This is a genomic window from Streptomyces globisporus C-1027, assembly GCF_000261345.2.
GTDB classification, from domain to species: Bacteria; Actinomycetota; Actinomycetes; order Streptomycetales; family Streptomycetaceae; genus Streptomyces; species Streptomyces pakalii.
Genome location: NZ_CP013739.1, coordinates 19,635 through 43,589, shown reverse-complemented (window position 1 = coordinate 43,589; position 23,955 = coordinate 19,635). Strand labels below are relative to the sequence as shown.

The window sequence follows — 23,955 nt, the reverse complement described above, 5'->3', positions numbered from 1 at the left end:
GCCGTCAGCCGACGGCGTCCAGGAGGCCGGCCGCTTCCTTCAGCGGCTGCCACCACGAACGGTTCTCGTGGTACCACTTCACCGTCGCGGCCAGGCCGTCCTCGAAGGCGACCAGGGGCTCGTAGCCCAGTTCCTGCCGGATCTTCGTGATGTCGAGCGAGTAGCGGCGGTCGTGCCCCTGCCGGTCGGCCACCCGGTCCACGCAGGACCAGTCGGTGCCGCACGCCGTGAGCAACAGGCCGGTGAGTTCCTCGTTGGAGAGTTCGGTGCCGCCGCCGATGTGGTAGACCTCCCCGGCCCGGCCGGAGTTCATGACCATCTGGATGGCCCGGCAGTGGTCGGACACGTGCAGCCAGTCCCGGCGGTGGGCGCCGTCCCCGTACAGGGGCACCCGCAAGCCGTCGAGGATGTTGGTGACGAAGAGCGGGATCACCTTCTCGGGGTACTGGTAGGGACCGTAGTTGTTGGTGCACCGGGTGACGACGACGTCCAGGCCCCGGGTGCGGTGCCAGGCGAGCGCCATCAGGTCCGAACCCGCCTTCGACGCCGCGTAGGGGACGTTGGGGGCGAGCGGGGTGTCCTCGGTCCATGAGCCGGAGGCGATCGACCCGTAGACCTCGTCGGTCGACACGTGCACGAACCGGCCGACCCCGTGCCGGAGAGCCGCTTCCAGCAGCGTCTGGGTCCCGAGCACGTTGGTCGTGACGAACCGGGTGGCGGTGTCGATCGAGCGGTCCACGTGCGACTCCGCCGCGAAGTGGACGATGACGTCGTGGCCGGCGACCACCTCGTCGACGACGCGCGGGTCGACGGTGTCGCCCTGGACGAAGGTGTACCGCGGATGGGCCGCGACGGAGGTGAGGTTGGCCGGATTGCCGGAGTACGTCAGCTTGTCCAGGACCGTCACCCGGGCGTCCTCGGAACCCGGCAGCTCGCCGTGCAGTGTGGCCCGCACGAACTGCGAGCCGATGAAACCCGCTCCGCCCGTCACCAGCATCCTCATCGGTCCGCCTCCTTGTCACGGCGATGACGCTTCGTCAGTTCTACCAGGAGCGATACGAGTTCGACCGGGCTGGGGGCGGAATTCCGGTCTTCCCGGATCCGTCGAGCGCCCTCGCGGAAGGAAGGTTCGGTGAGCACCCTGCGTAGTTGCTCACGGATCTGTCCGGCGGACTGCTTCTGGTGGTCGACGCGCACCCCCGCCCCGTAGTCGGTGACCACGCGGGAGGTGAGCGTCGCGGTGAGCTGCTTCTGGCAGGTGAAGTCCCACGCGATGCCGTCGGGGGTGTCCTCGCCGAAGAGCAGGAGGGGCTCGTCGGTGTCGCAGACCACCTGGGGCAGCCCGGCCGCGCTCGCCGCGGCGAAGGTGCCCGTCGATCCGTGGTGGATGACGGCCGAGCAGGTGGGCAGCAACTGGTCGAGCGGTACGTAGTCGAGGGTGTGGACGTTGTCCGGCAGCGGCCCGCTCTCCGCCAGTTGGTTGTCGTTGAGCGTGGCGATCACCTCGATGTCCAGCTCCGCGACCGCTTCCAGCAGTTTGGCGGTACGCCCCCAGTCACCCTTGAGGAACGCCCGCGCGGACACTCCGAGCGACAGCGCCACCCGCGGCCGCGACGGCCGCGCGTACAGCCACGCGGGCATGACGCTGGCACCGGTGTAGGGCACGTAGCGCACCGGAACGTTCGTGAGCCGGGTCGGCGGGTTCATCGGCGCCGGGAACGGATTGACCGTCCACTGTCCGAGCAGGAGATCGTCGTCGACCTCCACGCCGTACCGCTCGGCCAGCGGCCGCATCGTCTCGGCCAGGAGGTCGGCCCCCGCCGCGGGGCCCGCGGCGGCGAACCGCTCGGTGACCCAGCCGGTGTAGTCGGGGGCTACGAGCACCCGCGCGTGCGCGGCGCCGCTGACCCGCGCCGCGATCGCGCCCGAGGGGAACCAGGCGTCCCACAGCACCAGATCGGGCTGCCAGATCCGGGCGAACTCGATCACCTGGTCCACGTCCTGCCGCGGCCGCGGCGGATGGTAGTCGCGGATCGCCAGCAAGGTGAAGTGGTAGAAGACGTCCCAGGTGGGGCGCTCCTTCTCGCTGATCCCGAGGGCCGCCACGTAGCGCTCCGACTCCGCCGCGGTCGGCAGCATCGCCGCGTAGCCGGGGTCGTCGCGGTCGTGGACCGCCAGCGGCTGCGGCTGCCCGCAGGTCACCGACTTCAGGCCGGCCGCGGTGACGGCCTCGTGGAAGTCGGGGTCGGCCACCCCGGTGGGATAGCCCGGGGGCGCCACGACACATACCTCGTGGCCCGCGCTCTGCAGGGCCCAGGCATAGGGCACCAGCGGCAGGAAGTGCGCCCGCGCCGGGAACACCGTGATCATCACCCGCATGTCGGCTCCTGGCCCCGGCAGCCGCCCCGGACGGGCCGCGCGGTCATACGGCGGCGCCCGAAGGGACCGACGGCTTCGCCGAGGAGTTGCGCATGACCCGCAGGGCGAGGGAGGGGCGCATCAGGGCCTGCGGGGGGTCCACCAGCCCGGCCACCCGGAAGAACGCCCCGGTCACCGCGCCGTCGACGGCTGCCGCTGCGTGCAGGCGGGCCATGTAGGCGTTGGCCATCTTCACCTTCATGGTGCGGGGGCCCTCCACCCCGGGGAAGTTCAGATCCGCTCCGGCGGCGATGTCCCACGGAACGTCGATGACCGTGGAGATACGCCGGAAGAAGCGCAGGGCGTCGGGGTCCGGGGCGTCGCGCAAGTGGTCCCGCAGCGCCACGGCCTCCAGGGCGGCGACCGTCATGCCCTGGCCGTAGACGGGGTTGAAGCTGCACACGCCGTCGCCCATGACGAGGAACCCGCCGGGGAAACGGCGCAGCCTCTCGTAACGGCGGCGGACGCTCGCCGGGAAGCGGAAGGTGACCGGTTCGTCGAGAGGTTCGGCATCGCGGACGGCCCGGTAGATCTCCGGCGCGGCAAGCGACTTGGCGAACGCCAGGAAGCCCTCGTCGTCGGTGGGCGGGTGGTCGCCGAGGATTCCGGTGAGGGAGAGCTGGGAGCTGCCGTCCGCGAGCCGGGGGAAGAACGCGCCGCGCGGGTTGCTCGGCGATGCCACCGGGTTGATCGACAGGTCCGTGCCGTAGGGGTCTTCCTTGAGCTTGAAGTGGCGCGTGGTGTACGCCAGATCGATCTTGAAGCGGTCCTCCGCGGGCCGCTCGTATCCGAACTCCTCCAGCCAGGCGGGAGTCCGCGAGCCGCGCCCCGTGACGTCGACGACGAGGTCGGCCTCCAGGCGCGTCGGGGTGTCCGTACCCGACTCGTCGACCACCTCGACACCGGTGACGCGGCTGCGGTCGGCCGAGGCGGTCAGGCCCCGGATCACGCACCCGTCCATGATCTTCACCTGTGGCAGCGCGGCGACCCGTGCGCGCACGTGGGACTCCAGCTCGGGCCTCGTCGCCGAGACGCTGATCAGCCCGGTGTCGAAGGGCTGGAGCCGGCGGCCGTTGAAGTACCACCGCAGGTTCCCGGCGATGTCCCCGGCGGGGATTCCGGCCGAGGTGAGTTCGGTGTCGAGTCCGGGGAAGAGTTCGTTGAGGATCTGCTGTCCCTTGGCCAGCAGCGCATGGGCGTGGCGTCCGTGCGGGACACCGCGGCGCTGCTCCGTGCCGCCCAACCGGTCCCGGTCGATCACCAGCACTTCCTTGTACGTCTCGGACAGGACGCGCGCGGCGAGCAGCCCCGCCATCCCTGCGCCGAGGACTACCGCGCGGTCACGGGCGTGCTTGGTCATCTGCGGTCCGCCTCCGTTGCTCCGATGGCTCTGTGGGCCGTCGTCCGGGCAACCGGGCCTCGGACCGTTGCATCGTCACGTCGCCCGTCACCGACCTGCATCTCCCGGTGTGCTGAGGTGGGGCGGACGTCGTCCGCACCCCCCTGCCCCCGGTGCCGCCGCATCTAGACTGCGGCGTTCCCACGGGCCCGGCGGACCCCTCGGCCGCCTCCCGCGAGTCGTCGAGAGAAGTCGAGAGAAGGGGCCAGCGATGAAGCCGATCGGGATCTCGGGAGCGTGGACGGAGGAGAAGCAGGTCTTCCGTGACGAACGGGGCTCGTTTCGCGAGTGGTTCCAGGGCGAGCCCTTCCGCCGCACCGTAGGCCACTCCTTCGACCTGCGGCAGGCGAACTGCGCGATCTCCTCCCACGGGGTGCTGCGGGGCATCCACTTCGCCGGGGGCGTACCCGGCCAGGCCAAGTACTTCAGCTGCCTGCGCGGCAGCGTGTTCGGCGCCGTGGTCGACATCCGGGTGGGGTCGCCCACCTTCGGCGGCTGGCGGACCGTGGAGCTCGGCGAGGAGAACGGACGGGCGCTGTACGTCTCCGCGGGGCTGGGCTTCGGATTCCTCACGCTGAGCGACGAGGCGGTGATCGTCTACCTGTGCTCGGCGGCCTACGACCCCCGGCTCGAACATGGCTTGAATCCGCTGGATCCGGAGGTGGGCATCGCCTGGCCGCCGGAGATCACTCCGATCCTCTCGGAACGGGACTCCTCGGCCCCCGGTCTGGCCGAGGCGGGGCGGCGGGGGTGGCTGCCTTCCCACTCAGGCCGAAACAAGTCGTCCTGAGCACCGGAACAGCACGATTGGAGATGCGGCTCACACTCCGCAGACCCGACTATTTCGGGAAGTCAACGAGCAAGTGCCAAGGGAAAGGGGACTGTTCCATGGGGGACGTCCTTCGCGACGCAGGTGGCGCAAAAAGCAAGCGAATACCGAAGTTCGAGGGACTGCGAGGTGTCCTCGCGCTGGGTGTGGTCGTCTACCACGTCGCCTTCCAGGCCGGAGTGGGCAGCTTCGTCGGTGAGCCGGGCAAACCGTTCTGGGGCGTCCTCGCGGACGGTCTGGGGGTATGCCTTCCCCCCTTCTTCGCTCTGTCCGGAATGATGCTGTACAAGCCCTACGCCCGCGTCACCATCAGTGGGACGAAGCGGCCCGCCACCGGACGGTTCCTCAAACGCCGGGCCCTGCGCATCCTGCCCGCCTACTACCTGTTGCTCGTCTTCGCAATCCCCGGCTACAACTGGTTCGAGATCGACAGCGTCAGCGACGTCCTGCGGCCCGTGCTGCTCATGCACTTCTATCTGCCCGAGGGCCAGCCGATGCACGGCATCGAGCCCACCTGGACGGTCCCCGCCGAGTTCACGTTCTACCTCGCCCTGCCGCTGATCGCCTGGATCGGCCACCGGCTCGCGCGGGGCGGCAGCACTCCCGGGCAGAAGGCACGCCGCCTCCTGCTGCCGCTGGCCGCGCTGGAAGTCATGGCCATCGGCTGGGTCACGTACACCAACCTCCCCTCCACCGGCGCGACGATGCAGTGGTACTGGCCGCCCTACTACGCCGGCTGCTTCGCCGCGGGCATGGCACTGGCCATCTACTCCGCGTACGCCGAGGCGACGCCAGGGACCCCGGGCTTCTACCGTTTCGTGATCCGGCGCCCGCTGATCTGCTGGGTCCCGCTCATCCCGCTGTACCTCCTCTACGCCACCAAGCCCATCGGCATCCCGGGCATGGGCGACAACGCGGCCCTGGCCCAGGAGCTCGTCGACCACTTCATCCTGACCTCCTTCACCCTGCTGCTCCTGGCACCGATGACGGTCCCCGGCGCCGAGTCCCGGTTCTCGGACGCGCTCTTCACCAGCAAGCCGATCCTCTTCCTCGGCCAGATCTCCCTCGGCGTCTACCTCTGGCACGAGATCGTGATCAACCTCTGGCTCAGGAACGGCAGCATCTTCGGCAAGTCTCCCGTGCCAACGCCGGAATTCCGGGGTGACATGGGGTTCTGGGAACTGTTCCTCTTCACGATCTCGATCAGCGTCGTGCTGGCGACCATCAGCTTCTATCTCGTCGAGAAGCCCCTCATCCGGTTCGGCGAGCGTGGCGGCCCGCCGCGGGGCGGTCTTCCTCCCGCCCCCGCCGAGCCGGCCCTGCGGCTCCCGGACCAGCGGCGGCCAGACAGTTCCCCCGAGCCGACCGCCGAGCGCACCTGACTCACCAAGGAGGCCCCTCGTGAGCGCACAACTCAAGATCCTCGCGATCAACGGTTCGGAACGTGACGGCAACACCGCCGACGTACTGCGGCACGCGGCACGCGTAGCAGAGAACCGCGGCGTCGACTTCGAGGCCGTCGACCTGCGCTCGATCAGGATGGAGCGGTGCGGGCCCTGCGGGGACTGCAACGACAGGCCGGTGGCCTGCACCCTGGCCGACGGGGTGCCCGAGGTCGTGGCGAAGATGGTCGCGGCGGACGGGATCATCTTCGCGGCGCCCGTGCACGGATTCGGCACGGCCAGCCTCATGCAGACCTTCATCGAGCGTGCCGGAGTCGGTTATCTGCGCTTCGACCGGCCGCTGAGCAACAAGGTCGCGGGGATCATCTCGGTCGCCCGCCGCTACAGCGCCGGCGAGGTATGGGCTCAGCTGACCGTCAATGCCCTGCTCAACCGGATGATCCTGGTGGGCAGCGGCTTCCCGGCGACGGTGCACGCGCTGCACCGGGGCGACGCGCTCAAGGACGAGGAGGGCCTCACCAACGTCTCGCGCCTGGTCGAGAGGATGACGGACATGATCGAACTGCTCGACGAACACCGTCGGCTCACCGGCCGTTCGGACGTGCTGGCCTCCAACGAGGTCAACGAGCGGGTCGGCCTCGCGCTCAACGAACTCCAGGCACAGCCGTGAGAGACGGCCGGCGGCCCGGTCCCGGCGGGACCGGGCCGCTGGACCCCGACGCGGACAGCGAGTTCTGGTCCGCCTACGGGCAGGTGAGCGACGCGTTCTACCGCGGCGAACTCACCGCCGCCGACCGCGAGCGCTGGGAGGGCGAACGGCTGACGGCCGTACTGCGCCACGTCACCCGCCGCTCGCCGTTCTACCGCCGCCATCTGGCAGGCGTGGACGTCGAGGCCGTCACCCCCGCGAACCTGGCGGACCTGCCCTTCACCACCAAGGACGACCTGCGGCGGGAGATGCACGACGTCCTGTCGGGCCCGCTGCACGAAGCACGCATCTACTACGAGACCACCGGGACCACCGGGGCGGCCACCCCGTGCCCACGCGGCGAGAAGGACATCGCGACCAGCAACATCGCCGTCCGGGAGTCCTGGCGCCGCATGCTGGAAGCGAGGTTCGGGGGGCGGATGCCCGTCGTGGGCCTGATGGGGCCGTCGGAGCTGTACGCGTTCGGGGACGTGTTCACCGCGGTGGCAGCGGAGCTGGGGGCCTGTCACGTCAAGATCTGGCCCGAGTCCCCCAGGGTGGGATTCCGTAAGGCGCTGCGGCTGATCGAGGAGCTGGAGGTCGAGGTCGTCGTCTGTGCTCCGGCGCTGTGCCTGAGCCTTGCCAAGGCGGCCCTGCACTACGGCTACGACCTGGCCCGGCTTCCCGTGAAGCTCTTCCTCACGCTGGGTGAGATCTGCACCCCGCAGTTCGCCGACAACGTGGCGACCCTCTGGCCGCAAGCCGTCGTGCGGCCCACGCTCTACGGCTCCCAGGAAGCCCTGTGCATCGCCACCGGAGCGGACACCGGAGCGCTCCACCTCGCCCAGCCCAACTACTTGACCGAACTCGTCGAACCGGACACCGGCGCCGTGGTCGGCGACACGGGAGAGGGCGAACTCGTCCTCACCATGCTGGTGGACGGCATCAAACCACTGATCCGCTACCGCACCGGGGACCTGGTCCGCATCCTCCCGGCGGGCCCCGGGGAGCCGCTGCCGGGACCGCGGATCCAGGTCATCGGCCGGGTCGCGGACCGCATCCCCCTGGGCGACGTGACCCTCCAGCCCGCCGAGCTGGAGGCCGCGATCCTCGACGGGGTCGGCGGCTGCCTCGGCTACCAGGTCGTCATCGACCGGCAGGACGACGGCAGCGACGCCGTCACCGTGCGCATGGACCTGCTGGCCGGCGCCGAGGGGGAACGGCAGGGCATCGGCGAGGCCGTCGCCGCCCGGCTCAGGGAGCGGACCGGCGCGCACGCCGGCATCGTCGTGGACACCGACCTCGACCCCGTGACCCACACCGGCTCCTTCGTCAGCTGGAAGGCCGCGCGCGTCGTCGACAACCGCTCCGGCCCCGACCGGGCGGTGCTGACCGCCCGTCAGGTGGCACACCGCTACGCCATCACCACGTGATCCGGGAGGACCCAGGATGACCGACCAGTGCGTGGTCTCGGCCCCGGTGCGGGTGCGGACACGACGCCTCGATGTGAAGGAGACGGGCGCCCTGCCCGCCTACCGCGCGCTGGCCGAGCACTTCGGCCCCGACGAGGTCTACCTCCTGGAGTCCGCGGCCGGCCCGGCCCGCGACCGCAGGCACCAGTTCGTCGGCTTCGGCGCGCTGCTCTCGCTCTCGGTCACCGACCGGGTGGTGCGCGTCGAGGGCGTACCCGCCCTGCGGGGCCTGCTCCTGGAGCGGGCCGGCGCGCTCCTGGAGGACGGCCCCCAGGGGCTGCGGCTGCGTACCGCGGGCGGGTTGTGGCCGCTGCTGCGGGCCATGCGGGACATGTTCGACGCCGAGGGGTCCGCGTCCGGCTTCCGCTTCGGGTTCCTCGGGTTCTTCGGGTACGACACGGCCCGCTACATCGAGGACCTGCCCCACCTCATCGAGAACCGGCCTGGCCTGCCGGACGTACGCATGGTCCTGCACCGGGGCAGCGTGGTCACCGATCTCGCCACCGGCCGATGCGAACTGCTGCTCCACGAGTCCCCGTACTGGCCCGGCCTCGCGCCGGAGACCGTCACCGGGCTCCTCGCCGACGTGGAGCAGGCCTGGCCCGATCCGTCCGCAGACGGCTTCCCCGCCTCCGCGGTCACCGACGACAGCGCCCCCGAAGTGTTCGCGAACGACGTCGAGCGGTGTCTGAAGCACATCGCCGTCGGCGACATCTACCAGGTGCAGATCGGTCACGAGCTCTCCATCCGCTCGACGGCCGACCCCGCGGACGTCTACCAGCGCCTGCGCGGGCGGAACGCCTCCCCGTACATGTATCTGGCGGGCATCGACGGGCACCGTCTGATCGGCGCCAGCCCCGAGCTGTTCGTACGCATCGAGGACGGCGAGGTCACGATGCGGCCGATCGCGGGCACGGTGCCGCGGTCCGGCGCGGACGGCGGCATCGCCGCGGGAGTCCGGCTGAGGTCGGATCCCAAGGAGATCGCCGAGCACACCATGCTGGTGGACCTCTGCCGCAACGACATCGGACGGATCGCCCGGCCGAACACGCTCGACGTACCCGACCAGCTGGACGTGGAGGGCTACTCCCACGTGCTGCACCTGGTCTCCACGGTCGTCGGCCGGGCGCGGGTGGACACCGATGCCTTCGACACCATCGCCGCCCTGTTCCCCGCCGGCACCATGACGGGCGCGCCGAAGATCCGCGCCATGGAGATCATCGAGTCCGTCGAACGCAGCCGCCGCGGCCTGTACGCCGGGGCGCTCGGCCTCCTCGACGTGGGCGGGTACACCAACCTCGCGCTGTGCATCCGGACCCTTTTCCACCACGAGGGCGTCTACCGCACCCGGGCCTCGGCCGGAATCGTCGCCGATTCCGAACCGGGGGCGGAGTGGACCGAGACGCTGGCCAAGATGAGCGCCACTCACTGGGCGGTCACCGGAGAGGAGTTGCTGTGAGCTTGTGGTCTCCCGACGGATCCGGCGCAGGCACCGAGGCCCCGCGGGTCCTGGTGGTCGACGCGTTCGACAGCTTCGTCGACATCCTGCGCCAGTATCTGATGTCCGCCGGCGCGGAGCCCGTCATGGTGCGGTCGCATCTCATGACCCCGGACGAGATGGGGCTGATGCGGCCGGACGCGGTCCTGCTGGGGCCGGGCCCCGGCCACCCCGACACCTCCGGGCACGTCGAGATCGTCCAGGCCTTCGCCGGCCGGGTCCCGCTGCTCGGGGTCTGTCTGGGGCATCAGGCCGTCGCCCGCGCCTACGGCGCCGCCACCGTCCCCGCCCGGCATCTCATGCACGGGAAGACGAGCCGGATCACGCACGACGGGCGCGGAGTGTTCACCGGGCTGCCCGCGGGGTTCTCCGCGACCCGCTACCACTCACTGATCGTGCCGGAGGGCACGGTCCCGCCGTCCCTCGAGGTCACCGCGCGCTCCACGGACGACGGCTACGTGATGGGCCTGCGCCACCGTTCGCTGCCGGTGGAGTCCGTCCAGTTCCATCCGGAGAGCTTCCGGACCGAACACGGCATGCCGATGATCCGCAACTTCCTGTCCTCCGTGCGGTCCTTCTCCGCACGGGAAGGCGCGGCCGCGCCGGCCGAAGCGGCCTGAGCACGGTCCCCGATCACATCGGGGCGGCCGCCTCGCGCCGCCCCGCTCCCACAATCACGAGGGTGGATTCACTGTGCGTCCCTTCCGTATCGAGATCGACCAGTCCGACATCGACGACCTGAACCGCCGGATCGACGCGACCCGGTGGCCGTCGGAGATACCCGGATCCGGATGGGACCGCGGAGTGCCGCTGTCCTACCTCAAGGAGCTCACCGACCACTGGCGCCACGGCTACGACTGGCGTGCCGCGGAGGCCGAGCTGAACGCGTTCCCCCAGTTCGTCACCACGATCGACGGCGCCGACGTGCACTTCCTTCACGTGCGTTCGCCCGAGCCGGACGCGATCCCGCTGATCCTCACCCACGGCTGGCCGGGCTCGGTCGCCGAGTTCCTCGACGTCATCGGGCCGCTGAGCGACCCGCGCGCGCACGGCGGCGACCCGGCGGACGCCTTCCACGTCGTCGTCCCCTCCATGCCGGGCTACGGCTTCTCCGGCCCGACTGCCGAGCCGGGCTGGGACGTGCGGCGGATCGCACGCGCCTGGGCGGAGCTGATGAACCGCCTCGGCTACGAGCGTTACGTCGCCCAGGGCGGCGACTGGGGAAAGGTCGTCTCGCTGGAGCTGGGGCTGGCCGACCCCGAGCACGTGGCCGGCGTCCACCTGAACATGCTGGTGACCTTCCCGCCCCAGGACGCCCCGGAGGCCATCGGGCGCCTGGACGAGAGCGACCTGGGCAAGCTGGCGCACAGCGGGGAGTTCGCCGACACCGGCATCGGCTGGCAGCGCATCCAGGCCACCCGCCCGCAGACCCTGGCCTACGGCCTCACCGACTCCCCGGTCGGCCAGCTCGCCTGGATTCTCGACAAGTTCCAGGAGTGGAGCGGCGGCAAGAACGTGGAGGAGGCCATCTCCCGGGACCGGCTGCTCACCCACGTGATGATCTACTGGCTGACCGCGACGGCCGGTTCCAGCGCTCAGTTGTACTACGAGTCGGCTCGCGGCATGGCGGACTTCGCCCGCACCTGGGGCGGGCCCTGGCCGCTGACGGCCCCCGTCGGCGTCGCGGTGTTCCCGGACGACGCCACCCGGCCGATCCGGTCGTTCGCCGAGGGCATCCTGCCGACCCTGACGCGGTGGACCGAGTTCGACCGCGGCGGGCACTTCGCGGCCATGGAGCAGCCGCAGCTCCTCATCGAGGACGTACGGGCGTTCACCCGTCCGCTCCGCTGAACCAGTAGGGCACATACGAAGTGGAGCGCCCGTCGGCCGGAACCCTAGATTGACCGTCCCCGGACCGACGGGCCCGATGCGTCGGCATTCGCCGTCAGGAGACTTCATGCTGGAGAAATGCAGGCGGGACGAGACGTGCCGTGTATGCGGTGCGGACGACTGGACCGAGGTGATCTCCTTCGGCTCGCTGCCGCTGGCCAACGGGTTCGTCGATCCGGCCGACGCCGATGAGGCGCAGGACGTCTTCCCGCTCGACGTCATCGTGTGCCGGTCGTGCCGGCTGATGACGCTTCGCCATGTCGTCGACCCCGGGACACTGTTCAAGCACTACGTCTACGTCTCCTCCGACTCCGACCAGATCCGCGAGCACATGGCGCACATCGTCGGGCTGGCGACCCGCCGGGCAAGCCTCGCCTCCGGCGACCTGGTCGTGGAGCTGGGCAGCAACGTCGGCACCCAGCTCGCGATGTTCCGGGCGGCGGGCATGCGGGTGGCCGGGGTCGACCCGGCGGCCAACCTCGCCGAGATCGCCAACGCCCGGGGGATCCCCACGGACCCGGACTTCTTCGGCCCGGAGCCCGCGGGCCGCATCGCCCTTGAGCAGGGCAGGGCCAAGGCCGTCATCGGCCGCCAGTGCTTCGCGCACATCGACGACGTGCACCGCATCCTGGACGGCGTCGACGCAGTGCTCGACGACGACGGCGTCCTGGTCATCGAGGTGCCGTACCTGCTGAACCTGCTCGACGAGAACCAGTTCGACACGATCTACCACGAGCACCTGTCGTACTTCTCCCTGCACACACTGCGCCACCTCTTCGGCGCGCACGGCCTGCGGATCATCGACGTGGAGCGGGTCGCCGTGCACGGCGGTTCGATCGCGGTCGTCGCCGCGCGCGAGTCGGCCGCACGGGTCCCGGAGCCCTCGGTCGCGGCGCTGCTCGGCCTGGAGGAGGAGCGCGGACTGCTGACGGATGCCCCCTACCGGGCGTTCGCCGAGCGGGTGACGCGCGTGACCGAAGCGATCCGTACGCTCGTTCGCGGTCTGGCCGCGGACGGCCACCGCGTGGCCGGCTACGGAGCACCGTCCAAGGGGACCCAGTTGCTGATGGCCTGCGGTCTGACGGATCAGGACATCACCGTCTGCGGCGACACCACCAGCCTCAAGCACGGCAAACTGCTGCCGGGGAACCGCATCCCGGTCCTTCCTCCGGAGGAGGTCGCTGCCACCGAGCCGGACTACTACCTCCTCCTCGCCTGGAACTACACCGACGAGGTCGTCCGCAAGGAGCGCCGCTTCCTGGAGGCGGGAGGGAAGTTCATCGTTCCCATCCCGGAGCCCAGAATCATCTCCGCCCAGTCTGCGAAGGAGCTCGTCTGATGGAGTACGGCCCCGAGCACGCGAAGTTCTACGACCTCGTGTTCCGCAGCCGCGGCAAGGACTTCGACCTGGAGGCCCGCGGGCTCACCGAGCTGATCCTCGCCGCCCGCCCCGACGCCGTGTCGCTCCTGGACGTCGCCTGCGGCACCGGAGCCCATCTGGAGACGCTCGCCACGCTCTTCGGCCATGTGGAGGGCCTCGAGTACGCGCCCGCGATGCTGGAGCAGGCGGCGGGCCGGCTTCCCGGCGTCCCGCTGCACGCCGGTGACATGCGTTCGTTCGACCTGGGCCGCACCTTCGACGCGATCACCTGCATGGGCAACGCGCTCGGCGAGATGGGGTCCGTCACCGAGCTCAAGGCCGCGGTGTCGGCCATGGCCCACCACCTGAACCCCGGGGGAGTCCTCGTCGCCGAACCCTGGTATTTCCCCGAGAACTTCCTCGACGGGCATGTCGGCGGCCATCTGCACCAGGAGGAGGGCCGTGTCATCACGCGGATGACGCACTCCGTGCGCCAGGGCGACAAGTCACGTCTGGAGGTCCGGTTCCGGGTCGCGGACGCCTCCGGCTTCAGAGAGTTCTCCGAGGTCCTGACCTCCAGCCTCTTCACCCGCGAGCAGTACACCGACGCCTTCGAATCGGTGGGGCTCTCGGTGCGGTTCGTGCCCGGCTTCCGGCTGGCCGACGGCCGGCCCAACAGCCCCGGCCTCTTCGTCGGCGTGCGCACGGCATGAGCGGCGGCCCGGTGCGTCTGGACTCCCTACCCACGCCCTACTTCAGCGAACCGCTGCACGTGGGACGCCCGAACGTGGGCTCCCGCGACCGTTTGATGGAACGGATCGACGGGGCGCTGGAGCGCCTGTGGTTCACCAATGACGGCCCCCTGGTCCGGGAGTTCGAGGCCCGTGTGGCCGAGCTGACCCAGGTCAGGCACTGCGTCGCCGTATCGAACGCCACCACCGGCATCCAGGTCGCCGCGAAGGCCCTGGGCATCGGTCCTGGGGACGAGGTGATCGTGCCCTCCTTCACCTGGGTCGCCACCGCCCACGCACTGGACTGGATCGGTGCGGTGCCTGTCTTCTGCGAACTGGACGAGGAGACCGGAACCGCGGACGTGGCACACGTGGAGCGGCTCATCGGCCCGCGTACCCGCGCCATCCTGGACGTGCACGTCTTCGGCAGACCGGCCCGGATCGACGAGCTGACCAAGCTGGCCGCCGAGCACGGGCTGCACCTGCTCTTCGATGCCGCCCACGCCTTCGGCTGCACCTACCGGTCGAAGCCGATCGGCGGCTTCGGCACGGCGGAGATCTTCAGCTTCCAGGCGACGAAGTTCGTGAACAGCTTCGAGGGCGGGGCGATCGTCACCGACGACGACGCCCTGGCCGACCGGCTCCGGGCCATGCGCCACCAGGGGCTCAACGCCGCGCATGAGATCACCGGGAGCGGAACGGTCGCGCGGATGCACGAGATCAGCGCGGCCATGGGCCTCACCTCCCTGGAGTCCGCCGATCACTTCACCGCGATCAACCGGCGCAACTACCGTCTGTACGAGCAGTACCTCGACGGACTGCCCGGCGTCCGGGTCCGCCCGCAGGATCCGAACGAGCTGTCGAACTGCCAGTACGTCGTCATCGAGGTGGACGCCGTCCGCGCCGGGCTGCACCGCGACGAACTCCAGGCGGTGCTCCAACGGCACAACGTCCTGGCCCGCGCCTACTTCAGCCCCGGCTGCCACAGCTGCGAGCCCTACCGGTCCGACCTCGCGCGCCACGCGCCCGATCCGCTCCCGAAGGTGGAGGCGCTCACCGAGCGGGTGCTGTCGCTGCCCACCGGTACGGCGGTGGGGCCGGAGGAGGTGCGGGGGGTCTGCCGCATTCTGCGGGCGGCCGTCGACGGGAGTGCCGTGCCGGAAATCCACGAGAGCACAGAGGGAGATGCAGGCGGCCGTCCGGCGAGGTGATCCTTTCATGGAGTGATCAACCCCCTCCTCGAATCGGAGCCTACGCATGTCGTTACGTCACATGTCCCGCCGTGCTTCCAGGTTCGGCGTCGTGGCCGTCGCATCCATCGGCCTGGCCGCCGCCGCACAGTCCGTCGCCTTCGCCGCGCCCGCCTTCTCCGTCAGTCCCGCCTCGGGTCTGAGTGACGGACAGAGCGTGTCGGTGTCGGTCAGCGGTGCCGCCGCCGGCGAGACCTACTACATCGCCCAGTGCGCTCCGGTCGGTGGCCAGGACGCGTGCAACCCGGCGACCGCGACGTCCTTCACCACGGACGCGTCCGGAGCGGCGTCGTTCAGCTTCGTCGTGCGCAAGTCGTACACGGGCTCCACGCCCGAAGGCACGCCGGTCGGCAGCGTCGACTGCGCCACGGCCGCCTGTAACCTCGGCGCCGGCAACTCCGGGCTCGACCTCGGCCACGTGGCTCTGACCTTCGGCTGATCGAACCTCGAGTCCCCCATATCCGCGGACCGGGGACCTGTGGGCTGCCGGGGCGGGTCGCTCCCGCCCCGGCAGCCCTTCTTACGGCCTGACGCCCCTGCCGAGCCTCCCCCCGGTGCTCCGGTGGGTGCGTCAGGCCGCGATCTCGATCTGCACGTGGTCGCCGACGACCAGCCGGTGCCGGGCCTCGCCCCGGGCCCCGGGCGCGATCCGCGCGCCCCTTCCGATCAGCGAGCCGTGCAGTCCGCTCACCGCGAGGATCGAGGCGTCGTCAAGGACGATGGAGTCGGAGAGCCGGGACGCCCGCACGGTGCAGCGCCGGCCGATGGAGGCGTACGGTCCGATCTGGCTGTCCTCGACGACCGTGCCCGCGCCGATCACCGCTGGTCCCACGACCCGCGAACGCGTCACCCGGGCGCCCTCCTCGACGACCACCGCACCCACCAGTTCGCTCTCCGGGTCCACCTCGCCCGACACCTGGAGCGCCAGACGGCCGAGCATCCGCCGGTTGCACTCCACGACGTCCTCGACCCGGCCGGTGTCCTTCCAGTAGTCCGTGTAGCGGCCGGCCTCGACCGGCAGGCCCTGCTCCAGCAGCCACTGGATGGCGTCGGTGATTTCCAGCTCGCCCCGTCGGCTCGGGCTAATCGCGTCGACGGCGCGGTGCACGTCCGCGGTGAAGAAGTACACGCCGACCGCCGCGAGGTCGCTGCGCGGTTCACGGGGTTTCTCGACCAGGCGCAGCACACGCCCTTCGCCGTCCAGCTCGATCACCCCGAAGGCCCGGGGGTCGGGCACCTGGCGCACGACGATCCGCGCGGCGGGGCGGGTGTGGAGGAAGTGCCCCGCCTGCGCGGACAGGTCTCCGTCCAGCATGATGTCGCCTAGGTAGAGGACGAAGTCGTCCTCGTCGAGGAAGTCTCGGGCCAGTTTCACGCAGTGCGCGATGCCCAGAGGTTGCTCCTGGCGTATGTAGGTGAGGCGCAGACCGAAACGGCTGCCGTCACCCATTGCCTCAATAATTTCCTGAGCCCAGTCACCGACGACAATGGCGACCTCTTTGATATCGAGGTTCCGGATATTATCCAGAACATATTCAAGGACTGGCTTCCCGGCGATCGGAACGAGCTGCTTCGGCATGGCGTAACTGATCGGGCGCAGGCGGGTCCCCGAACCACCCGACAGTACAAGTGCCTTCATCGTGTGCCGCCCTTCAGCGCAATCACTGAAATTCCACGCCACTGTAGACCGGGCCACGCGGTTCATGCTTCTCGCAGAATGCCCACGACTTCGCAATACCGAAGATGCGGCAGCACCTGGGCGGGCCAGAGGATTCCTGGGAATATGAGACGCCCGATGTGCGAGAAGGAGAGTCCGTGGACGTGTCAGCGCAGTACGACGTCATCGTGGTCGGCGGAGGTCCGGCGGGCTCGACCGTCTCCACGCTGGTCCGCAAGCGGGGCCATCGCGTACTCCAGCTGGAGAAGGAGACCTTCCCGCGCTACCAGATCGGTGAGTCGCTCCTCCCCTCCACCGTCCACGGCATCGCACACCTCCTCGGTGTCTCCGACGAGCTGAAGAAGGCAGCCTTCACGATCAAGCACGGCGGGACGTTCAAGTGGGGTGCCAACCCCGAACCGTGGACGTTCGACTTCGCCGTCTCGCGCCGGATGCCGGGGGCGACGGGGTACGCGTACCAGGTCGAGCGCATGAAGTTCGACCAGATCCTGCTCGACAACGCTCGCAGGCACGGTGTCGAGGTGCGGGAGAACAGCGATGTCCTCGACGTGCTCAAGGCCGAGGACGGCCGGGTGCGGGGCGTGCGCTACCGGGACTCCGAGGGGCGCGAGCACGAGGTGGGCTCCCGTTTCGTCGTGGACGCCTCCGGCAACACCGGTGGGCTGTACAAGAAGTCGGGCGCCAAGCGCGAGTACTCGCCCTTCTTCCGCAACCTGGCCCTGTTCGGCTACTTCAACGGCGGCAAGCGGCTTCCGAAGCCGAACTCCGGGAACATCTTCACCTGCACCTTCGAGCACGGGTGGTTCTGGTACATACCCCTGTCTCCCGAGCTGACGAGTGTCGGCGCAGTGGTGAACCGGGACTCGGCGAGCCTGGTGCAGGGCGACCCCGAGAAGGCGATGGAGTCGTTCATCGCGGCCTGCCCGCTGATCGCGGAGAAGCTCTCCGAGGCCACCCGGGTGACCGAGGGCCCCTACGGCGAGCTCCGGGTCCGCAAGGACTGGTCGTACAGCAACACGAAGTTCTGGGCGCCGGGCATGGCCCTGGTCGGGGATGCCGCGTGCTTCGTCGACCCGGTGTTCTCCTCCGGGGTGCACCTCGCCACCTACAGCGGACTGCTGGCAGCGCGCTCGCTCAACTCCTGCCTGGACGGGTCGGTCGACGAGACCAGCGCGTTCGAGGAGTTCGAGGCCCGCTACCGGCTGGAGTACGGCCGCTTCTACGAGTTCCTGGTCGGCTTCTACGACATGCACCATTCGGAGGACTCCTATTTCTGGCAGGCCCGGAAGATCTCCAACACCGCGGACTCCGACCTGCAGTCCTTCGTCGAACTGATCGGCGGGGTCTCCTCCGACGAGTTCGCCGACACGGCCCGGGCCAGGCAGCGGTTCTCCGAGGCGTCCGACGAGATGGCCGGCATGACGCACACCGCTGCGGGCGACGCCGACGGGCCGCACGGCGCCGTGCCGGGAAAGGTGGTGGGCCGCCTCATGGAGCAGAGCGCCGCACTGCAGGCACGGGCTCTTCTGGGGGATGAGGCGGGGGCCGAGCGACCGGTGAGGCAGGGGGGTCTGGCCGCGTCGACGGACGGGCTGGGCTGGGTTCCCGGTGCGCGGTCCTGACGTGGCTGTGCTCGCAGCCACGTCGCCGCTGGGCGGGGAGCCGCTGACGGTCTTCCTGCTCCAGGTCGGCCTCCTGCTCGCCTGTGCCTACGGTCTGGGACGGCTGGGGACCCGGATCGGTCTGCCGCCGCTGGTGGGGGAGCTGACCGCGGGGGTACTGCTCGGGCCGACCCTGCTGGGGCAGATCTCGCCGGGACTTTCCGGCAGGCTGTTTCCCGAGGACATCTCGCAGGCGCACCTGCTCGACGCGTTCTGCCAGTTCGGCGTCCTTCTGCTGGTGGCCATCGCAGGTGCCCAGTTCGACCCCCGGATCCTGCGCAAGCGCGGGGGTCTGGCCGCCCGGGTCAGCCTGGCGGGTCTTCTGATTCCTCTGGGGCTGGGCATCGCCACCGGCTACCTGGTGCCCGCCTCGCTGCTCGCGGACTCCGGAGAGCGGGGCGTCTTCGCGCTGTTCCTCGGGGTCGCGATGTGTGTCACGGCCCTCCCGGTGATCGCCAAGACGCTCGCCGACCTGAATCTGACGCACCGCAACGTCGGCCAGCTGCTCATCGCGGCAGCGGTGTTCGACGACGCGGTGGGCTGGCTGCTGCTCGCTCTGGTGACGGCGCTGGCGAGTGGGGCGGCCGGGGGGCCCGTGGTCCTGACCACGATGGCCTGGACGACCGTCTTCGTCGCCGCGGCGTGTGCGGTGGGCGGCCCGATCGGCAGGCGGCTGTCCCGTACGGGTGACAGCCGGGTCCCCGTATCGGCCGTCACCGTCGGCGTGGCCGTGGTCGTCCTGTACGGGGCGCTGACCGCGGCGGCCGGGATGGAGGCGTTGTTCGGGGCGTTCGTGGCCGGTGCGACCCTGCTGAGGCACATCGCCCCGGTACGGCTCGCCCCGCTGCGCACGCTGGTCATGGCCGTGTTCGCACCGGTGTTCCTGGGCAGTGTGGGGCTTCGCATGGACCTGACCGCACTCGCGGAGCCGTCGGTGCTGCTCACGGGCCTCGGGGTGCTGTTGGTGGCCACTTTCGGCAAGTTCGCCGGTGCGTACGTCGCCGCCCGTAGTGGCGGGATGAGCCGCTACGAGGGGCTGGCGCTCGGAGCGGGGATGAACTCGCGTGGAATGATCGAGGTGGTGATCGCCCTGGTCGGCCTGCGTATCGGCGTACTGGACACCGTGACCTTCACGATCATCGTGCTGGTCGCCCTCATCACCTCGGTGACGGCGCCGCCGATCCTGCGCTGGGCGAGCAGCCGGATCGTTCTCGAGGAGGACGAGACGGAGCGGGGGGATCGGCTGGCGGGGTGGAACACGGAGCCGGCCCTGTCCGGCGGGCCGGCCCCCAAGTCAGCACGGGAGGAGAAGACCCCGGACACCTCCTGAGTACAAGCTAGGTGGTTACCGTTCCGCCGGTTTGCCCGGCTGAACGGTAAATCATGTACGGAAGCCAGGAGGAAAACTCTGTGAGCGTCACCGACCCCACCGCCGGCGCGGGAAAAACATCCGGCCCGGGAGACGGCATCCGCATCGCGGGCGCGCGGATCCACAACCTCAAAGATGTCTCCCTGACGATTCCCCGCAACCAGATCACGGTCTTCACGGGGGTCTCGGGTTCGGGCAAGTCGTCGATCGTCTTCGACACGGTGGCCGTGGAGGCCCAGCGACAGCTGAACTCCACCTTCAGCTGGTACATCCGCAACCAGCTTCCGAAGTACGAACGTCCTCAGGCCGAGGCGATCGAGAACCTCACCACCCCGGTGATCGTCGACCAGAAGCCCGTGGGGGGCAACGCCCGGTCCACGGTGGGGACCATGACGGACGTACAGCCGATGATCCGGGCCCTGTTCGCACGGTTCGGCACGACGAAGGACGACGGGCCGTCCTCGCTCGGCGTCTCCGCGTTCTCGTTCAACGACCCCCAGGGCATGTGCCCGGACTGCGACGGTCTCGGCCAGAGCATCGCCCTCGACCTGGACAAGATGCTGGACCGCTCGAAGTCCCTGGACGACGGGGCGGTCCTTTTCCCCGAGTACAAGGTGGGTAGCCCGGACTGGCAGATCTGGGCGAAGTCCGGCCGTCTGGATCCGGCCAAGCCGATCGCCGAGTACAGCGCCGAGGAGCTGGACACGCTGCTGCGCGGCACCGGCGGGAAGGTGACGCTGAAGACCAAGAGCACCGAGTTCCAGACGAACTACGAGGGGTTGGCCGACCGGTTCGAGCGGCTCAACCTCAAGCGCGACCTCAGCGCGCTGAGCGACCGCAAGCGCGAGGTCATCGAACGTTTCGTCACCGACGGAGTCTGTCCCTCCTGCCGGGGCGCGCGGCTCAACGCCGCCGCGCTCGACGTCCGGATCGACGGCAAGAACATCGCCGACTACTCGAGCATGGAGGTCCGCGACCTCACGGAGGTGCTCGCCGGCGTCACGGAGCCGGCCGCTGCCCCTCTCGCGAAAGCCGCGCGCACGGCCCTGGAGCGGATCGTGTCCATCGGGCTCGGCTACCTGACCCTGGACAGGCCCACGGCCGACCTCTCGGGGGGCGAGGGGCAGCGGCTGAAGATGGTGCGCCACCTCGGCAGTGGTCTGGCCGGGCTCACGTACATCTTCGACGAGCCCAGCATCGGCCTGCACCCGCGCGACGTGGGGCGGCTCAACGACCTGCTGCGCGCGCTGCGCGACAAGGGGAACACCGTGCTGGTCGTCGAGCACGACCCCGATGTGATCGAGATCGCCGACCACATCGTCGATGTCGGTCCCGGGGCGGGAGTGCACGGGGGCGAGATCGTGTTCGAGGGGTCCTTCGCGAAGCTGCGGAAGGCGAAGACCCGGACCGGGGAGGCTCTGCGGCGGGGGGCCCGCGTGAAGGAGGAGGTCCGCCCGCCCACGGGGGAGCTGACCGTGGAGAACGCGGATCTCCACAACCTGAAGCAGGTCTCCGTGGCCGTGCCCACCGGTGTGCTGACCGCGGTGACCGGGGTGGCGGGTTCCGGCAAGAGCAGCCTGATCTCCGGGGCATTCATGGAGGCGCACCCCGACGCGGTCTTTGTCGACCAGTCCGCGATCGCCGCCTCGTCGCGCTCCACACCGGTCTCCTACCTCGGCCTGATGGACCCGCTGCGCAAGCTGTTCGCGAAGGAGACCGGCGCGAACGCCTCGCTGTTCAGCTTCAACTCCAAGGGGTCGTGCGAGGAGTGCCAGGGCCGCGGGGTCATCATCACCGAGCTGGCCTTCATGGATCCGGTGACCACGCACTGCGGTGTCTGTGAGGGGCGCCGCTTCAAGCCCGAGGTCCTGGAGCACCAGCTTCGCGGGAAGTCGATCGCGGACGTCCTGGAGCTGCCCGCCGACGAGGCCGTCGAGTTCTTCACCGAGAAGGCCCTGCTGCCGAAACTGCGCGCTCTCGTCGACGTCGGTCTTGGGTACCTCAGCCTGGGCCAGCCGCTTTCCAGCCTCTCCGGCGGTGAACTGCAGCGGATCAAACTTGCCGACCAGCTGCACCGCACGGGCACGGTCTATGTCCTGGACGAGCCCACCACCGGGCTGCACATGTCGGACGTTGACACCCTGCTGAAGCTCCTGGACGGGCTCGTCGAGGCCGGGAACACCGTCGTGGTCATCGAGCACAACCTCGATGTGGTGCAGCAGGCCGACTGGATCATCGACCTGGGTCCCGACGGGGGACGGGAGGGCGGCGAGATCGTCTTCACCGGCACACCGAAGGACCTGCTCGCCGCGGATTCCTCCCTGACCGGTGAGTATCTGCGCCGCCACCTGAAGGCGCAGGCGGGTTGACCCTACGTCCTGCCGGGGGGCGGGAGAGCATGTGCTCTCCCGCCCCCCGGCCAGTGCCCCGCCGGGAAAGCGGGCGGCGGCGCCCCTGTGCCCCGGTACCGGATCTCAGACGGCGGAGGGGGTCCCGGATCCGGAGCGGTTCCGGGCGTTGTAGGCATCGAGCAGTTGCTGGGCGGCCACGCCGGCTTCGGCGAAGGCCTTCGCGGGGTCCGCTCCACTGCGCAGGACATCGTCCATCGCTGCGGTGATGACCTCGTTGACGGCCGCGAAGTCGCCGAGCAGCGCGCCGAGCGCCGCCGGTGACCGGTCGGACGCCTTCAACTGCTCCCCGGCCACCCGTTGCTGCGGCCGGCGGTCGAACCAGCCTGTCGCTTCCAGCAGTTCCCCGGCCGCGCCGGTCACCGGTACGAAACCGTTGGTGCGGTGCCAGTCCGCGGCGTTGGCCGGGCTGATCAGGTACTGGGTGAGAGCGAGCAGCCCGTCCTGCGTGGTCTCGTCGAGTCCCGCGGCCAGCCACAGGGAGTCTCCCGAGACGGGCTGGCCCGCTACCGGGGCCTTCGCGTTCCTGGGCAACGGGAACACCGCGACCTCGAAACCGGCCTGTGCACCGGCCTGGATGAGTTCCCGGGCGGCCTTGGACGAGTCGAAGGTGAATGCGACCTTCTGCTGGACGAAAGCCTCGAACGCCCCGCCCCAGTCCGAGGGCCCGCCCGTGTAGAGGTAATGGCCGCGCTCATGGAGGTGCGTCCACCAGCGGACCCAGTCCAGCATCTCGTCCGATGTGACGTCCACCGTCGTGGCGGAGCCGGAGCGGCCGTTGTCCTGATCGGTCAGCACCCCGTTCTGAAGGGCGACGGCCTGCTGGAAAACCCAGCCGTCGTTGGCCCAGGTGATTCCGTGACCGGGCCCCCCGTCGACGCTGGCCACCGCCTGGCAGGCTGCTTCGACCTCATCCCAGGTACGGGGCAACTCCGGAACACCGGCGCGCGCGAGGAGGGAGGAGTTGGCGTAGCAGAGCATGGTGGTGACCGTGAGCGGCAGCGACACCAACTCGCCCCCGAACGAGTAGGAGTCGCGCACCACGGGGTCGAGGTCCTCCACCACCACCGGGTGTCCCAGTATCTCCGTCCGGCCGGCCAACGCGGCCTCCACCGAGGTGAAGACCGGCTTCCCGTCGGGCCTGCGCGCGTCCCGCGCCAACTGGCTGTCGGTGGCGTAGTAGCCCGCTATGTGCGGAGGCCTGCCCTCCGCGGTGGCGCGCGCCACCTTCTCGGGGATGGTCCAGAAGTCGTGGCCGTTGATGTCGACCCGGTATCGGGGGTGGGCGCGCTCGAACTCCGCCGCCCGCTCGCGCAGCGGAGCGAGGAAGTCACGCCCGTCATAGGTGGGGAACGGGTAGTTCGCCAGCCATACGTCCAGGACGATCCGCTCTTCCTGCGGCTGCTCCGGGGACCGGCCGTTCTTCGCTTCTGGAGCCTGCAAGGTCTGCCTCCTGAGGATCAGCGGACGCTGGATAGGGGTCGGGGGACATCGTCGATTCCCGGCCGCTGTCGGGGCATCTCCTGCCATGCGCAATCCGCCACTTCCCGGCAGAGCCCTCACAAGCCCTCCTGACGCCCCCAAGCGCCCCCATGGGGTAAATGGCCAGGAGGAGGCCCAGAGGGCCACAGAACGGCCCCTGAGGGGTTCTAGGACCCTCTCCGGCCTCACAGGGGAGCGACGACTCGCTGTGGGAAACGGGGGAGGGGGCACTGCACGATTACCGTCGCCCGCCCCGCGCAGGGACTTGGTCCCTCTTCGGTCCCTGCGTTGAGTCCCTGGTCATCACCGCAGGTCAGAGGGGATACGACCCCACGAAAAGGGACTGAAGGGACTCAACTTCCGCATTATAAGCTCACTATGTACGCGCGCGTATGTAGGCGCGCATATCGTCATACTGC

Annotated in this window: 19 protein-coding genes; 14 read left to right on the top strand and 5 right to left on the bottom strand. The window is 69.7% G+C overall.

The window, feature by feature from the left end:
• Positions 1 to 4 precede the first annotated feature (4 nt).
• From rfbB to WQO_RS33815, 3 genes are read right to left on the bottom strand one after another with little or no spacing between them, the layout of a single operon-like run.
• Positions 5 to 1,003, bottom strand: coding sequence for a dTDP-glucose 4,6-dehydratase (gene rfbB / locus WQO_RS33825; protein WP_010056278.1), 999 nt, complete (start codon positions 1,001 to 1,003; stop codon positions 5 to 7).
• Positions 1,000 to 2,379 carry a nucleotide disphospho-sugar-binding domain-containing protein gene (locus WQO_RS33820; protein ID WP_058954233.1) on the bottom strand — a complete coding sequence of 460 codons (1,380 nt, stop codon included), beginning with the start codon at positions 2,377 to 2,379 and terminating at the stop codon, positions 1,000 to 1,002. The genes rfbB and WQO_RS33820 overlap by 4 nt, the downstream gene beginning before the upstream one ends.
• Positions 2,380 to 2,422: 43 nt before the next feature.
• Complete coding sequence (locus WQO_RS33815) at positions 2,423 to 3,778, bottom strand: FAD-dependent oxidoreductase (protein WP_010056274.1); 1,356 nt, start codon at positions 3,776 to 3,778, stop codon at positions 2,423 to 2,425.
• Between the two features lie 250 nt (positions 3,779 to 4,028).
• Here WQO_RS33815 and WQO_RS33810 point away from each other — a divergent pair, with 250 nt between their 5' ends.
• The 11 genes from WQO_RS33810 to WQO_RS33760 all read left to right on the top strand — a co-directional run bounded on the left by WQO_RS33810 (position 4,029) and on the right by WQO_RS33760 (position 15,377).
• A complete protein-coding gene (locus WQO_RS33810) occupies positions 4,029 to 4,607 on the top strand; it encodes a dTDP-4-dehydrorhamnose 3,5-epimerase family protein (RefSeq protein WP_010056273.1) in 579 nt (192 codons plus the stop codon).
• A gap of 98 nt (positions 4,608 to 4,705) precedes the next feature.
• Positions 4,706 to 6,028 (top strand): acyltransferase family protein, encoded by a 1,323-nt coding sequence (locus WQO_RS33805; RefSeq protein WP_158514077.1) that lies wholly within the window; start codon positions 4,706 to 4,708, stop codon positions 6,026 to 6,028.
• A gap of 19 nt (positions 6,029 to 6,047) precedes the next feature.
• A complete protein-coding gene (gene sgcG / locus WQO_RS33800) occupies positions 6,048 to 6,719 on the top strand; it encodes a 2-amino-4-deoxychorismate dehydrogenase SgcG (protein WP_010056271.1) in 672 nt (223 codons plus the stop codon).
• Entirely contained in the window at positions 6,716 to 8,170 is a 1,455-nt protein-coding gene (locus WQO_RS33795; RefSeq protein WP_010056270.1) for a phenylacetate--CoA ligase family protein, read from the top strand. Before sgcG ends, WQO_RS33795 begins: the two co-directional genes overlap by 4 nt.
• Positions 8,171 to 8,186: 16 nt before the next feature.
• Entirely contained in the window at positions 8,187 to 9,668 is a 1,482-nt protein-coding gene (gene sgcD / locus WQO_RS37060) for a 2-amino-4-deoxychorismate synthase SgcD (protein WP_010056268.1), read from the top strand.
• Positions 9,665 to 10,327, top strand: a complete 663-nt coding sequence (locus WQO_RS37055) for an anthranilate synthase component II (RefSeq protein ID WP_010056266.1) — start codon at positions 9,665 to 9,667, stop codon at positions 10,325 to 10,327. The genes sgcD and WQO_RS37055 overlap by 4 nt, the downstream gene beginning before the upstream one ends.
• Positions 10,328 to 10,400: 73 nt before the next feature.
• On the top strand, positions 10,401 to 11,558 hold the full coding sequence (locus tag WQO_RS33780; protein ID WP_010056265.1) for an epoxide hydrolase family protein: 1,158 nt from the start codon (positions 10,401 to 10,403) through the stop codon (positions 11,556 to 11,558).
• Positions 11,559 to 11,664: 106 nt separating this feature from the next.
• Positions 11,665 to 12,936, top strand: coding sequence for a class I SAM-dependent methyltransferase (locus WQO_RS33775; RefSeq protein WP_010056264.1), 1,272 nt, complete (start codon positions 11,665 to 11,667; stop codon positions 12,934 to 12,936).
• Positions 12,936 to 13,670 carry a class I SAM-dependent methyltransferase gene (locus WQO_RS33770; protein ID WP_010056263.1) on the top strand — a complete coding sequence of 245 codons (735 nt, stop codon included), beginning with the start codon at positions 12,936 to 12,938 and terminating at the stop codon, positions 13,668 to 13,670. The genes WQO_RS33775 and WQO_RS33770 overlap by 1 nt, the downstream gene beginning before the upstream one ends.
• A gap of 95 nt (positions 13,671 to 13,765) precedes the next feature.
• Positions 13,766 to 14,899 (top strand): DegT/DnrJ/EryC1/StrS family aminotransferase, encoded by a 1,134-nt coding sequence (locus WQO_RS33765; RefSeq protein ID WP_237274240.1) that lies wholly within the window; start codon positions 13,766 to 13,768, stop codon positions 14,897 to 14,899.
• Between the two features lie 91 nt (positions 14,900 to 14,990).
• Positions 14,991 to 15,377, top strand: a complete 387-nt coding sequence (locus WQO_RS33760) for an enediyne antibiotic chromoprotein (RefSeq protein ID WP_050992197.1) — start codon at positions 14,991 to 14,993, stop codon at positions 15,375 to 15,377.
• A 132-nt stretch (positions 15,378 to 15,509) separates the two neighbouring features.
• On the opposite strand, the gene WQO_RS33755 is transcribed toward WQO_RS33760, so the two are convergent.
• Positions 15,510 to 16,577, bottom strand: a complete 1,068-nt coding sequence (locus WQO_RS33755) for a glucose-1-phosphate thymidylyltransferase (RefSeq protein ID WP_029181877.1) — start codon at positions 16,575 to 16,577, stop codon at positions 15,510 to 15,512.
• Between the two features lie 176 nt (positions 16,578 to 16,753).
• Between WQO_RS33755 and WQO_RS33750 the strand changes: the two genes are divergently transcribed.
• Genes WQO_RS33750 through WQO_RS33740 form a run of 3 tightly spaced genes read left to right on the top strand, consistent with a single transcriptional unit; the run spans position 16,754 to position 22,015 of the window.
• Entirely contained in the window at positions 16,754 to 18,238 is a 1,485-nt protein-coding gene (locus tag WQO_RS33750; RefSeq protein ID WP_010056256.1) for a tryptophan 7-halogenase, read from the top strand.
• A gap of 1 nt (position 18,239) precedes the next feature.
• Positions 18,240 to 19,607, top strand: a complete 1,368-nt coding sequence (locus WQO_RS33745; RefSeq protein ID WP_107115931.1) for a cation:proton antiporter — start codon at positions 18,240 to 18,242, stop codon at positions 19,605 to 19,607.
• Between the two features lie 53 nt (positions 19,608 to 19,660).
• Complete coding sequence (locus WQO_RS33740) at positions 19,661 to 22,015, top strand: ATP-binding cassette domain-containing protein (protein WP_107115930.1); 2,355 nt, start codon at positions 19,661 to 19,663, stop codon at positions 22,013 to 22,015.
• A gap of 105 nt (positions 22,016 to 22,120) precedes the next feature.
• Here WQO_RS33740 and WQO_RS33735 read toward each other — a convergent pair whose 3' ends face one another.
• Positions 22,121 to 23,497 carry an extracellular solute-binding protein gene (locus tag WQO_RS33735; RefSeq protein ID WP_010056253.1) on the bottom strand — a complete coding sequence of 459 codons (1,377 nt, stop codon included), beginning with the start codon at positions 23,495 to 23,497 and terminating at the stop codon, positions 22,121 to 22,123.
• Positions 23,498 to 23,955: the final 458 nt, after the last annotated feature.

What these genes read in the sequence shown, in the direction of transcription:
- WQO_RS33815 (WP_010056274.1), bottom strand. Translation starts at nt 3,778, where the DNA reads ATGACCAAGCACGCCCGTGACCGCGCGGTAGTCCTCGGCGCAGGGATG.
- WQO_RS33810 (WP_010056273.1), top strand. Translation starts at nt 4,029, where the DNA reads ATGAAGCCGATCGGGATCTCGGGAGCGTGGACGGAGGAGAAGCAGGTC.
- WQO_RS33740 (WP_107115930.1), top strand. Translation starts at nt 19,661, where the DNA reads ATGTACGGAAGCCAGGAGGAAAACTCTGTGAGCGTCACCGACCCCACC.
- WQO_RS33805 (WP_158514077.1), top strand. Translation starts at nt 4,706, where the DNA reads ATGGGGGACGTCCTTCGCGACGCAGGTGGCGCAAAAAGCAAGCGAATA.
- sgcD (WP_010056268.1), top strand. Translation starts at nt 8,187, where the DNA reads ATGACCGACCAGTGCGTGGTCTCGGCCCCGGTGCGGGTGCGGACACGA.
- WQO_RS33820 (WP_058954233.1), bottom strand. Translation starts at nt 2,379, where the DNA reads ATGCGGGTGATGATCACGGTGTTCCCGGCGCGGGCGCACTTCCTGCCG.
- WQO_RS33765 (WP_237274240.1), top strand. Translation starts at nt 13,766, where the DNA reads ATGGAACGGATCGACGGGGCGCTGGAGCGCCTGTGGTTCACCAATGAC.
- WQO_RS33755 (WP_029181877.1), bottom strand. Translation starts at nt 16,577, where the DNA reads ATGAAGGCACTTGTACTGTCGGGTGGTTCGGGGACCCGCCTGCGCCCG.
- rfbB (WP_010056278.1), bottom strand. Translation starts at nt 1,003, where the DNA reads ATGAGGATGCTGGTGACGGGCGGAGCGGGTTTCATCGGCTCGCAGTTC.
- WQO_RS33775 (WP_010056264.1), top strand. Translation starts at nt 11,665, where the DNA reads ATGCTGGAGAAATGCAGGCGGGACGAGACGTGCCGTGTATGCGGTGCG.
- WQO_RS33770 (WP_010056263.1), top strand. Translation starts at nt 12,936, where the DNA reads ATGGAGTACGGCCCCGAGCACGCGAAGTTCTACGACCTCGTGTTCCGC.